Below are 14092 nucleotides of genomic sequence, written 5' to 3'. Positions count from 1 at the left end.
AACTTTTCCTAAATTTTTACACTGTATTTATCTTTGAAAAAATACTAAAAAAGAGACATTATGTCTCTTTTTTTATTGAATTTTACTTCTTTTTGTTATATTTATTCATCTTTATAAATAGAATTTTTAAATCCATTTGTTGCTATATAAAAACTACTAAAAATTTGACGTTTGTATACATAGAAATAAGAATCTCTTACATTAGAATAACTATTTTTAGCTATTTTAGACATTGAAAGATCATATTCAAGAGCTGTAGATAAAATTTCTTTTATTTTTTCTGCACTTAATTTGTAAGTTTTGTATTTATATGTAAATCCTTTTGCATCAACTTCTTTTAATTTTGCTTCTTTTTCTTTAGCTTGTTTATACATAGCTTTTTTAAAGTCTTTTAAGTTTTTGTAAGATTTGTTGCTAAACATAGAAGTTATAACTTCAGCATCATTTTTTTTGTTTAATTTGTCTGTTAAGTAAGGTAGTATTCCATTTTCTCAACCTAGTTCTGCAAATAACTCAAAAGTATTTCTTCTCATTGAAAATGGTCCAGTAACTCCATCAGTTTTATCTGCTGTACCATAAAATGCATTGAATAAATCAAAAGATTTATTGTCAGAATCATTAGTTGTATAACCTCAAGAAGAAACATAATCTTTATCTACTAAGTCATCTACTTTAGTTAATAATTTGATGTCATTTTGTTTTATAGTTTCGAATTTGTTGTGTGAACTTCGATCAGTAGAAACTTTTAAGAATAGTTTAGCTTTGTTTTCTTCAGTATCGTAAGATTGAGTTTTATGTTTATCAGTGTTTTTAGTTAAATTTAATTTTAATTCAGCTTCAATGTTTTCAAGAGTATAAATTAAACTCATTGCATTTTTTCATCTTGCTTGTAAGTCTTGAAAGTCTGAATAATCAAGTGATTGATTGCTTAATTTTCCAAGTTCTGAATCTGAGCTTATTGAAGTTAATCCTAAGAAAAATCTTGAATCAAAAAGATATTTTGCAAAATCAAATTTTAACATTTCTTCTTTTACATCTGTTCTAGGCTTGTGATTTTCAAAAAGTATGTTTTGAAGGTTATTTGAAATTTTACCTATAATAGTTTCAATTCCAATTTCTGTTAAAAATCTAGATTCTGTTAATTTAAAAACATCATCTTCGTTTGGAGTATTTTGTGTAGAAACACTTGTGCTAACAACATTTTTAGTTTCTTGTCAATAATCAAGAGTTGAGAAGAAGTCATATGAAGCTTCTTTAGTTTTATCTAGTAAATTTTCTTGTGTTGATCAAGTATTTTTACCATCTCATAATGAGTCAAAAATAAATAATTTATTTAATATTTGATTTTTAGTGCTTGTTGAAACTAAGTTATAATTTAACTCAAAAAATCCTTCTAATCTATCACCAAATTTTTTAAGTTTATTTTTTAATGCTTCTGAATTATTAGAAATTCTATCAGCTCCCATGTCAGAATGATCGTAGAATTTTTGATTTCCAAAAACTACAGCACCAATTGTATTAACTACAAATAAACCACTATTTTCTTGTCTAGCAGTTAAAAGTGTTGGAATTAAATGTCCAAATTTTGTTTTGAATTTATCAGAAGTTAATTTTTTTCACAATGTTGTCTTTGTGGTAATTTCTTCTTTGTTTTGTACATTTAATTTATTTTCTGGTTGATATAAAAAGCTTTTAATTTGTTCATTAAATCAATGATCAACTGTTGTATTTGCTTCTTTTTCTTTCACTTTTGCTTCTATAAAGCTAAAAAAATCTTTGCTAGAATCAATTTCAGGTCTTAAATTTTTTTCATAAAAATTAATAACATTTTGTGGGCTATAATCATCTGGTTGTTTAGAACCTATTTGAATAATAAAATCTAAAAATGACTTATTATCTTTTTGTAAATTTGGATTATCGTACAAAATAAATTTTTTGAAATTAAAATCTCCAATGTTGAAGTTATATCACTTATTAATGTATGTAAGAGCTAGTAAAATTTTAGATTGGTTTTGAAGTATTTTATCTTTGAAATTATCAGCTGTGATGTTTGATTTAGAATTTACTAAAATATCTTGAGCTAAAATAGGTCAAATAAGTTCTTTTACTCTTGATTTTTCTTGATTAAAGCTATTTTCTAGTAAATATTTATTTGAGTTTGCTATTGCTTCTTCACTACCATCAATAAATTTGTTACTGTCATTAAACAAAGTTGGAGAATAATTAACTTGATCAAAGTTTTTGTAAAGACTGTCATTTTTTAATGCATTTAAAAAATTTACATTTTGCTTAGCATAATTTTGATTATCTTTAGCTAAATTTGTCAATTTATCTTCAATTTGCTTTGTGATTTTAGCATTTTCGCTTGTTAAATCGTGAATTTGTTTTTGTGAATTTTGCAATTCTGTTACTTTTTTATCTTCTAATAACTTCAATTGTTGTTTAAGTTGTAAAATTTGCTCTTCTAGTGTTTTGTTAGAATCTACAATAGGTGTTTGTGGCGAAGAAGAATCTAGATTAAATTTTGAAGCATTTTGTAGCTTAACTTTAATATTTTCAACTTCTAATTGTAAATCAGAGATTAATTTGTCTTTTTGTTTCAACTCTTTTTGAGCCTGTTCGGAAGGTTGGTTGTTTTGCTGTGTTTGACCACATGCAGTTAATATTATTGGGCTTAGACCAAAAATGGAACTAAGCAATAAAATTGCTTGTCTCTTATTTTTGTACATAACATCTCTTTTCTTAAAAGAATATGAATAAACTTTAGTGTTTTTATTATTATTTTTAAATTATAATAAATTTTAATAAATAATTATAAACAAATTCTCTATATTTATGTAAAAAACACTGAATTTTCAGTGTTTTTTAAGCTATTTAATTTAATAATTAAATATCTAGTTTTGAAATATCGGTTAGATATAAAGCATATCTTGAAACATAAATATCAGAACCTACTTTTAAGTTTGGATTAAATTTAGTTAGGTTTTCTTTGGATTGGTATACAACTGCGAATTCAATATAATTATCTTTTTGGAAGGTTATTTCAATATGTGCATTTTCAAATGGAACATCGTGATCAGTTAAATAATAACCAAAATAATCACCATTTAAATTATCTAGCATTTCTTGTCTATTTTTTAAATCAGTTTTAGAAATAAATAATTTACCATTTGTTCCATCTGCATTTGCTGGTGTAGCATATATGAAATAATCTTGTGAGTTAGCACTAATTTTTGCAAAAGCTAAAGTTTTTGAAACTGGGAATTTCAATTTTTGATCTTGTGTAGTTTCTATATTTGTGAAGGTTGTTCCTGAATCAGTAGAAGCTTTTACTTTTAAAAATCCAGAAGTATTATTTTGACTAATAAATATTTTTCCTTCTTTGTCTTCAATTATTGTTGACTTAGTTGTGTTAGTTTGTTGTGCTTGTGTAAATTCAGGATTTGTACTACTTCTGTTTCAAGTTTTACCAAAATCATTTGAATAAATAAATAAACTCTCTGTGTTTGAAGCTTCTGTTTTATCTTCTGGATTAGATTCAGCAAATCAATAAACTGGGAAAACTAAAGTATTGTTTTTTAACATAGGAGCATTTGCTGAATCTGCTGGAGGTTTTTGATTAGTTAAGAAAACTCCATTACCTGAACCTGCAAATAAACCTCCTAAATATCTTGCTGATTTATCTTGTGTGTTTTCTTTGGGTTGATAGAAAGTATTTAGTTGAGAATTGATATCTTGAAGATTTGATCAAGTTTTACCATTGTCTTTGGATTCTAAAGTATAGAGTTTAATTCCTGCATCAAAAACGTACTTATTAACACTGTATTTTTGATTGTTTTCTGTTTTAGATACTTTGTAATCATAGATTGAACCATCAAGTTTTGTTGGTAATACTTCTAATTTTGCAAAAGTAAATTCGTTATCCTTACCTTCTACTGCTGTTGCTTCAACATCTTTATATACATTACCAGTTATTGTTCTAGTTTGAGGATTATAACTGTTGTCGATATAAATTTTTGTGTCAGTTAATTCAGAATCTGCTGTGATTTCATCAAAAGATTTATTTTGTGGTAATTTATAAACTTTTCATCAATTTTGTTCACCATTAAACACAATTGGTTTTGCTAAATATTTTTCATCTGTTGGAGTAAATGTTCCGTTTAGATATTTGTCAGCTTTATCTTTAGAATCTAGAATATAAAATCTTCTTCAATTTTTTAATGTTAGATTTACAAATTCAGCATGTGGTTTTTTATATCAAGCAACTGGATCAAAATCAGGTTGGCTTATATTAAATAACATAATTATTTTGTTGTTAGCAGGATTTTGTGCGTCTTTTACTTCAGCAAATGAAGGATTTTTTGCAATTCCACCATGAGCTTTACCACCTCCAACTGTAACAATTGGACTCACCTTCTCTGATCAAGTTCTTCCTTGGTCTGTTGAGAATGAAGAAACAATTTGAATTGTATTATTGCTGTCTTCATCACTGTATTTTCTTCCTTCTGATGCTAAGAATCAAGTTCCATCGGAAAGTTTTAATAAAGAAGGATTTGTATATGAATAATTACCAAAACTTAAGTTTTCTAATGGTTTTGTTATTGATAGTCTTTCAAGATTTCATTCTTTATCATCTGAAATGAAGTTTTTTAAATCAGATTGTGCATTTTGTCTTTCTTGTTCAATTGAAATAGGTTGTTGTATATTTTGAGTTTCAAGAGTTGGATCATTAGGATTTGGATTACCTACAGTATCTGAAGGATTTCCAGGTGTTGATGGATTTGAAGGAGTAGTTGGATTTGAAGGATTTGTTGGATTTGTTGGATTTGTTGGATTTGGAGTCACTGGATCTACTGCGTCGGTTGAGCCTTGATTTCTATAGCTATAAACTGGTGAATAAGCACAACTTACTATTGCTAAAACTGGAGCTACAAGAGCTAATGAAGTAATTAAAAATTTTGCTTTATTTGTTTTCATTTTTCTTCTTTTTCCTTCCTATTTTAGCACCAACGCAAATTTATCTACGTTAATTGAAGTACCTTTGTTGTTTCCAAATTCATCAAATTTATCTCTTGTTTCATAAGTCACTACAAACTCAAGATAATTACCTTTTCTAAAGGTAATTTCTAATTGTGAATTTAAAAATGGAGTATTTGAATCTGTGATATCAAAAATTTTCATTGGCTCTTTTAAATCACTTCCTTTGTATAAAATAATTTGCCCATTTTTGTTATCTGATTTTGGTGCAGTCATTAAGTAATATGTTTGATTATTTCATTTAAATACTGTAAATCCTTGAGCAAAATTTGTTTGATGATTTCTTGTTGATTTTAATTCAGTAAATGGAGAATCTTTTGCATTTTCTGCATTATTTATTGTGTAATAATACTCTTGTGATTCATCAACATCTGATGCTGTTGTAGCTACATCAACTTTTGGTATTCCACTTCCACGTGATTTATTTTGATATAAATACCCATCAGAAGATTCCACAATTGTAGAAAAACTTGTATTAGTTGTTTTTGTATCTTCTGGATTTTTAATTAATCTTTGTCAAGTGTTTCCATCATCATCTGAATAAATTCAAATAGCTTCATTTGACCGATGAACATCTTTTGGATTTCCTGAAGGTTTTAGTCTTCATAAATAAACAGGAAAAATCAATCTTCCATTATAACTACTATCAAACTGATTTTTTAGTTCAATTCCATTAGCTCCACCTGGATAAATTAATCCATAGTCATTTTGATTTGTAAAATCATATAAATTTAATTGTGAACTTAAATCTTTTAAATTAGATCAAGTTTTTCCGTTATCAAAAGATTCAAGAGAATACAACTGAGTACTTTGATCAAATGCGTAGTATTTTGAAGGTCTTGTTATTGTTTGATTTCCTACTTTAGCTTGTCCAAAGTCTTCTCTTGCTTGTGGAATATCATAAATTGAACCACTTAAATAAGAATCTAAATTAGCGGAATCTTCAAAACTATAAAACTCAGTAATTCCTGGAAAATCTTGTTGAAGTTGTTCTGTTGCTGCTCTATCTCTTTGTGCAAAATCAAGCATTTTTGGAGCTGTATCAGAATCTACTAAAGATGAGAAATCATAAACATTGCCTGTTATTGTTCTTGTTATTGGGTTGTAGTTATTATCAATAAAAAGATTTAAGTCTTCTAATTTTGTTCCTTCATCTATTTTTAATTTAAATTCATCAGAACCACTATCAACTGGAACATATTCGTATGAATCATCTTTAACTCAGTTATAAGCAGTGTTATCAATTATTTTATAAACTTTTCATCAATTAGTTTGACCATTAAACACAACTGGTTTTGCTACATATTTTTCCGCATTTGAAGTGTCTGCTTTAGAATAATAATCTGATCAGTCACTAAATTTATTAAAAATATAAAATCTTCTTCAATTTAACCCTTCGTTTACAAATTGAGAATGTTTATGTAAAAACACCGCGTTGTTAAAATCTGGTTGTGAAATTTGAAAAATGTAAATTAATTTGTTGTTTGATAAATCTTTTGTTTCTTTTGCTTCATTTTGATCATCAGTTTCGTTAAGTGGTCTTTGAATTTCAATAAATGAACCTCTATTTGCGATTCCAAAATTTGTATTTCCACCACCTACTTGAACTATAGTTTCTGGAGAAACTGTTTCTCAAGTTTTACCATCGTCTTTAGATCTCATCAAAACTGTTTTAGTTTTGTTAATAAGTCCTCTGGAAATTTGAGCTCTTTGACCAGAAGTTAAAGCTTGTGCATCAGCAGTTAAAATTAGACTTCCATCACTTAATTTTTTAACTACTCCTCTTTCAAAAGAATTAGCTCCAAAATTTCTTGCAACTAAAGGTGTAGAACTTGAAAGTTTTTTGATATTAAAAAATTTATTACCTTCAATATTTTTAAATAATTCTTCTTTTATTTTTGCTTTTTCTTTTAGAGAATCTGATAAAACAGAAGGTGTTAGACTACTGTCTTGATTGGAAGAAGTTGTTCCTGAAGTAGCTCCAGTTCCTGAAGTAGTTCCTTCTGTACCTGAAGTTGTACCAGAACCTGAATTTCCGCCGCCTGTTCCTGGATTAGATTCTGCTCCTGAACCAGAACCTGCTCCATTATCAGGAGAATTTGTCATGCCTCCTTGGTTTGCCGAATCACCTCTTTGACTTAAAACTGGTGAATGACCACAACTCATTAGAACTATTAATGGTGTAAATGCCAAACCAAAGATTGCTAAATATTTCTTGGATTTTGTCATATTTTTTCTTTCAGTTTTTTTATTTATTTGTTATATAAATACTTTCATTTTAAACTACGATTTTTAAAATGAACATTATTATTATTTTTTTTATTATTGAAAAAGTATATTTTCCCACATTTTCCAACACTTTTTTTTTTTTTTTGTTTTTGCTTTAAAAAGTTTTAAAAAATATCTTAAAAATGAATAAAAAATTAAAAGTGTTATATAATTATTGACCCTAATTTCCTGAATGAGCTTTTCATACAATTTGAGCTAATTCTTTGTTAGTTAATTTCTCTACTGCTTTTAGTCCTAACTTAACTGCATATTCTGCTGACTTGGCAGTTATTAAGTTTTTAGAAACAACAACGGGTTTATTTACAAAAAAATCTTTAGGTTTTTGTTGATTTGCAATTGGATAACCTACAAATTTATAGCCATTAATTAATCCTGTTTCATACATAGCATTTGGTGCATCACAAATCGCAAAGACTCATTTTTTGTTTTCTAAAAAATATTTAATTATTTCTAGAGTTTTTGAATCTTTTCGTAATTGTTGTGCTGCTCTGCCACCTGGAATATAAATTGCATCATAGTTTTCATAATTTAGCTTCTTTTTTGTTGCTAATTTTACTATTTCAAACTGTCCTAATGCTGTTGTTTGGTCTAAATTTAAATAACTTATTTTTTCAAATATTTTTGCTCTTTTAACTGTTGCTAAAAAACCCACTAATTCTAAATCCTGGAAATTTTCTAAAGCTATTACTAATAATTTCATAGCAAAATTGTAAAATAAAATAACAAAAACACTGAAATTTTTCAGTGTTTTTTGTATGTAAATTACATATATTAATTAAATTTCTCTGGATCTCTTAAATATAAACCATATCTTTCCACGTGAATGGAAAATCCATCAGTTAAATTTGCTATCGTTGATTTATCATCATTTGTAACATAAGTTAAAGCAAATTCAATGTAATTATCTTTTTGATAAAGTAGCTCTAATGCTGAGTATAAAAAGGGTTTTTGAGGTGCTGTAGCTTCAAAAATTGTTTGTTTGTTTGTAAAATCATTTTGATATAAGAAAATTTTTCCACCAATTCTACCTGGACCTTGTGGTGCTGAAATTAAAAAGTAATCTTTATTATTGGCACTAATTTTTAAAAATCCTTGTGCAACATAAGTATTGTAAGATTGTGAAGTTTCTTTTTTTACTGCTACCTGAGTTTGTGTTTTTAGTCCATCGTTTGAAACCATAACTTTAGGATAATTAGTTAGATTTCTTTGATTAGTAAAGATGTTTCCTTTTTCATCTTCATTTATTGTAGCTTCTGTGTTTGTATCAGAATTTAAGTTCGCTTTTTCATCATGAAGATGTCAAGTTTTGCCTAAATCTTTTGAGAAAATAAAGGTTTGTTGTTGTACTAATCTATTTTCACCACTTGTGCTTGGATTTCTGTTGATAAATCAATAAACTGGGAAAAATAGTGCTCCGTTTAGTTCTGCATTTTCTCCTTGTTGGTGTTTTAGTTGGATTCCATTACCTACACCAGCTAATAAACCTCCATAGTATCTAGCTTGATTTGTGCCGTCGTCATTTTTAACACTCATATTAATGTCGTTTAGATTTGTTCAAGTTTGTCCGTTATCATAGGATTCTAAAGAGTAAAGTTGTAATCCTCCATCAAAAGCATATTTTTTAAGTTTTTGATTTGATACATCGGCTCTTATATCAGCAAAATCATAAATTGAACCATCTAAATAAGGTTTTAAGTCTTGATCAAAAGTGTAAGTATTTTTATCTAAAGTGCTTGATTTTGCTTCTAAATTTTTATAAACATTACCTGTTATCGTTCTTGTTTGAGAATTGTAGTTATTATCTACATAAATTTTTGTATCAATCAAATTTGAAGTTTCTTTTACTTGTGAATAGTCAACGTTAAAAGGCAATTTATAAATTTTTCATCAGTTAGTTTGTCCATTGAAAATAATTGGTTTAGCTAAGTAATTATCATTTGCACTTGTATAAGTTCCATTTGCATAATTTGTAGTATCTGTTGTGGAATTAAATATGTAAAATCTTCTTCAATTGCGTAGTTGAGAATTTACTATTTCATTATGTGGTTTTTTATATCAATTAAATAGTGAAAAATCAGGTTGAGTAATATCAAAAATAAACATTAGCTTGTTTTTTGAAGGATCTTTTGCGTCTTCTACAGTTATAAATGAACCATCAACTGCAATTCCTGAGTTGTGTTTTCCTCCTCCTACTTTGACTATTGTTTGTAAATCAGATCAAGTTTTACCCTCATCAGCAGAAATTTTGCTAACTTGTTTTGTTATATTAAAACTATCATTTCAATTATATTCTCTAGCATCTGAGTTAATAATTAGTAGCTCATTTGGGAGTTTTTTAATTGCAGGAATATTAAATGAATGAACTTGTTCGGTAAAGCTTTTTAATGGAATAGAAGAAGAAATTTGTTTAATATTGTAGCTTAAATAATCACTAATTGTGGATTTAAGTTCTTGTTCATTATCTTGTCTTTGTTTTTCTAAAGCTTTTAAATCTACTTTTAGACTTAAATTAGAAGGAGCAACAACAGGGGTTTTAACTTCTGGTTTTGCATCATTTTCCTTCATTTTTGAAGGATTTTCTTCTGGTTTTTCTGGATTATTATTAGCTGGTGGAGTATTTGGAACTAAGGGATTATTTGGCTTAGTTTGCTCAGGATGAGTTGGTTGTGATGGCGGATTAGAAATTAAAGGTGGAGTTGAAACATTGTCTGAAGGCATAATTTTACGATTACTTAAAACAGGTGAATAAGCACAAGATACTAAAAAAGCAGTAGGAACTATAAAAGTTGTTAAAGTAATAAATAATTTTTTTGTTTTTGTAAATTTCATATGCTTGTTTCCTTTATTTTATAACCATTGCAAATTTGTCAACTTTAATGCTTTTTCCAGAAGATAAATTTAGTTTTTTAATATCTTCATATGTTTCATAAGCTACTGCAAATTCGAGATAATTTCCTTGACGGAATGTAATTTCTAAAGATGAATTGGCAAATCCAGTTGTTGCATCTGTAATTTCAAATGCTTTAATTGGATGAGTTAAATCTGTTCCTTTATAAAGGAAAATTGTTCCATTTGTAGTATTTGTTTTAGGTGCTGTAATTAGATAATAAATGTCGTTATCTCAATTAAACACAGCAAAACCTAAATTATTTTTTGATGAAAAGACATTGTTGTTATCAACAGGTAAATTAAATGTTTGTGGTGTTTGGGAAGTTATATTTGAAACATATGTCACACTTGGATGAGTGGTTGCGTTTTTCTTGTTTATGAATATTCTTCCTTTTTCGTCTTCAACAATGCTAGATTCAAAAGTACTTTCTTTGGTTGGGTCTTTAGCAAGTCTATGTCAGGTTTGTCCTTGATCATCTGAATAAATTCAAATAGCTGCTTGTTTTTGTTCATGTGTATTAGTAGTTGGATCACTTCAGGTTCATCAATAAACAGGAAATAGTATTCTTCCGTTTGCTTTTTTCTCAGCTGGATTTTGGTTTGTTAATTGAACCCCATTACCAGAACCTGAAATTAAACCACCAAAATAATGTCCTTGCTTTTGACCATCTTCTAAAGAAAGTTGAAAATCTAAGTCAGTTAAATTAGATCAAGTTTTTCCATTGTCATAAGATTCTAAAGAGTAAAGTTTTGAAGTAGCATCGAGTGCAAAAATTTTGGCTTTGTCAAAAACTTCTTTTCTAGTTTTTGAGTCTGTAATTTTATCCCAATCTTCTCTGTTTTGCTCTGTATCATAAATTGAGCCTGAAAGATAATTGGAAAGAGGTTCTTCGCTATCATAACTTCAAATTTCGTCTATTCAAGGGCTATCTTTTAAGAAATTACTAAAGGATTTGCCTTTTAATTTAATTTGTCTAGCTGGTACTTCTTCATATACATTTCCTGTTATTCTTTTGCTTACAGGATCGTAATTATTATCTAAATATGTATTGATATCTTCTAAATCAGTGTTAATATCTATGTTTTTAAAGGCTGTATGGGTTTTGACTTTATATATTTTTCATCAGTTAGGTTTACCATTAAATAAAATAGGTTTAGCTATGTATTTAGTGTCGTTAGCACCAGTTGTTCCGTTTTTATATTTTGTTCATTCATCTTTATTTTCGAAAATATAAAACTGTCTTCAGTTTATATTATCGTTTACAAACTCACCACGACGTGTTTTATATCAGCTGTAATTAAAATCAGGTAATCAGATGTTGAAAATGTAAATTAGCTTCTTTTCTGAAGGATTTTTTGGATTGGAGACTTCCACAAAAGAACCTGAATTTGCAACTCCTACATTAGCATCGCCACCACCTACTGAGACAATTTGATTAATATCATTATCTCATGTGTTTCCTTCATCTTTTGAAGAAATAAGAACTTGATCTATTCTGTTGTTTGTATCTTTATCGTTAAATTTTCTTCCATCTACACTTAATAAAAGATCACCATTATTAACTTTTTTAAGTGCAGGATTTACATAGGAATAATAACCAAATTCTTTAGATGCAAGTGGGGTAGAAGAAGATAATTTTTTAATGTTGTAATACTGACCTTCAAGCATGTTTTTATACAATTCTTGCTTGATTTTGCTTCTTTTTTCTTTTAAATCTTCTACAACAACTGGTTTTGAACCAACTGAATCTGGATTTTTAGTTTCTGAAATAGGATCAGTTTTATCGATTGAGTCTTCAAATTCCTTTAATTTAAACACAAGAACATCAATTCCTGTTTGTACTAAAACTTCATTGATTTTAGCTTGGCTTAAATTATTTTTTACTTTTGGAATTCAATATTCGATGGCGGACTTAACTAAAGGATCTGCACTTGCTTTTAGTTGTAAATCCTTTATTTTGCTTCATTTTTCTTCTAGTTTATTAAACTTAGCTTCAAATTCTTCTTTAGTTGGAACAATTTGAGAATGAGTATCAGCTTCGGGTTTATTTTTTGTAGTAACTGGTGTTGTTTGTGTAGTTTGACCAGTTTGTGTTTCTTGTCCAACTTGAACTGGATTAGTTGAAGTAGTTTTATTATTTGGATCATCTACAGGATTGCTTACAACAGGTGCAGAACTTGTTTGATTGTTAATATTTATTTTTCGATTACTTAGAACAGGACTATAAGCACAACTTAAAAAAGTGATGGCAGGCAAAAATATTAGTCCTATTGAAGTTAATAAGATTTTATACTTTTTCATTTTTTTCTCATTTTGTCTTAAATTTGACTAAGAAATCGATTAATTAGCAACTTAATTTTAAAAGTGGAAATCACGTTGTGTCTTCATTCTTGAACACTTTTTTTTTTTTTTGTTTCGGAAGTTTTTTATAAAATCATTTTATTTATGTTTTGAAAAAATATAAAAAGTAATAAAATTATTTGCTGTGATATTTAATGAGCTATTTTTAGAATATAAAATTGACACATTAAATTAAAAACATTGTTTTCGCTGTACTATTTAGGCATTTGAGCATAAAAAAACACTGAAGAAATTCAGTGTTTTTCATTATTGAATATTGAATTATTTAATAATTTCAGTAACTGTTCCAGCACCTACAGTTCTTCCACCTTCACGGATTGAGAACTTGGTTCCTTGTTCAACAGCGATTGGAGCTATTAATTCTACAGTTAAGTTTACATTGTCACCTGGTTTAACCATTTCAACACCGTCTTCGAATTTTACTCCTCCGGTAACGTCAGTTGTTCTAAAGTAGAATTGAGGTTTATAGTTAGGGAAGAATGGTGTGTGACGTCCACCTTCTTCTTTTTTAAGAACATAAATTGCAGCTTTAAATGTTGTATGTGGAACAATAGTTTTAGGTTTTGCAATAACTTGTCCTCTTTCGATTTCGTCTCTGTTAACTCCTCTTAAAAGAACTCCGGCATTATCTCCTGCCATTGCTGATTGTAAGTTTTTGTTGAACATTTCAATTCCTGTAACAACAGTTTTTTTAGGTTCTGCTTTATATCCAACTATTTCCACTTCTTCGTTTAATTTAACTTGTCCTCTTTCAACTTTACCTGTAGCAACAGTTCCTCTACCTGTAATTGTGAAAACGTCTTCAACTGCCATTAAGAATGGTTTTTCTAATTCTCTAACTGGTGAGTCGATGTAGTTATCAACTGCATCCATTAATTCAAGAATTTTTGCTTCTCATTCTGGTTTTCCTTCTAAAGCACCTTTAGCTGATCCACGAATGATTGGAGTATTATCTCCGTCAAAGTCATATGAACTTAATAATTCTCTAACTTCAACTTCTACTAAGTCAACCATTTCGTCTTCACCTTGTAGCATATCTACTTTATTTAAGAAAACAACGATTTTTGGAACACCAACTTGTTTTGATAATAAGATGTGTTCTCTTGTTTGAGGCATTGGTCCATCTGTTGCAGCTACTACTAAGATAGCACCGTCCATTTGAGCTGCACCTGTAATCATATTTTTAATGTAGTCAGCGTGTCCTGGACAGTCAACGTGAGCATAGTGTCTTTTGTCTGTACTATATTCGATGTGAGCTGTGTTAATTGTAATACCTCTAGCTTTTTCTTCTGGAGCAGCATCGATTGAAGCATAGTCTTTAGCTTCTGCTAATCCTTTTTTAGATAAAACTGTTGAAATTGCAGCTGTTAATGTTGTTTTTCCATGGTCAACGTGTCCAATGGTTCCAATATTAATATGTTCTTTACTACGGTCAAAATCTTTTTTTGCACCTGGTTTTTGTACTGCCATGATTTTTCCTTTCAGTGTTAATTTAATTTATTTTAAAAAATTCTA

At 28.4% G+C, this 14092-nt stretch carries 7 protein-coding genes; all 7 read right to left on the bottom strand.

Annotated features, from left to right (window positions below; translation table 4 throughout):
• Window positions 1-101: 101 nt before the first annotated feature.
• Complete coding sequence (locus HF996_RS00875) at window positions 102-2729, bottom strand: ZmpA/ZmpB/ZmpC family metallo-endopeptidase (RefSeq protein WP_168910214.1); 2628 nt, start codon at window positions 2727-2729, stop codon at window positions 102-104.
• Between the two features lie 157 nt (window positions 2730-2886).
• Window positions 2887-4977: a sialidase family protein gene (locus HF996_RS03915; protein ID WP_174813138.1), complete on the bottom strand. Its 2091-nt coding sequence runs from the start codon at window positions 4975-4977 to the stop codon at window positions 2887-2889.
• An 18-nt stretch (window positions 4978-4995) separates the two neighbouring features.
• Window positions 4996-7266 (bottom strand): sialidase family protein, encoded by a 2271-nt coding sequence (locus HF996_RS04055; RefSeq protein ID WP_254427732.1) that lies wholly within the window; start codon window positions 7264-7266, stop codon window positions 4996-4998.
• A 220-nt stretch (window positions 7267-7486) separates the two neighbouring features.
• Window positions 7487-8026, bottom strand: a complete 540-nt coding sequence (locus HF996_RS00860) for a DJ-1/PfpI family protein (RefSeq protein WP_168910213.1) — start codon at window positions 8024-8026, stop codon at window positions 7487-7489.
• 71 nt (window positions 8027-8097) lie between these two features.
• Entirely contained in the window at window positions 8098-10155 is a 2058-nt protein-coding gene (locus HF996_RS04050) for a sialidase family protein (protein ID WP_254427731.1), read from the bottom strand.
• A 13-nt stretch (window positions 10156-10168) separates the two neighbouring features.
• The gene (locus HF996_RS04045; protein WP_254427730.1) at window positions 10169-12517 is read right to left on the bottom strand and encodes a sialidase family protein; all 2349 of its coding nucleotides are present in this window, start codon (window positions 12515-12517) and stop codon (window positions 10169-10171) included.
• Between the two features lie 321 nt (window positions 12518-12838).
• Entirely contained in the window at window positions 12839-14047 is a 1209-nt protein-coding gene (gene tuf, locus HF996_RS00835; RefSeq protein WP_168910212.1) for an elongation factor Tu, read from the bottom strand.
• Between the last annotated feature and the right edge of the window lie 45 nt (window positions 14048-14092).

It is taken from the genome of Mycoplasma sp. 1654_15, from assembly GCF_012516495.1.
Lineage (GTDB): Bacteria > Bacillota_I > Bacilli_A > Mycoplasmatales > Metamycoplasmataceae > Mesomycoplasma.
The sequence above is the reverse complement of the archived record's forward strand: the minus strand, read 5'-3'. Positions and strand labels throughout refer to the sequence as shown.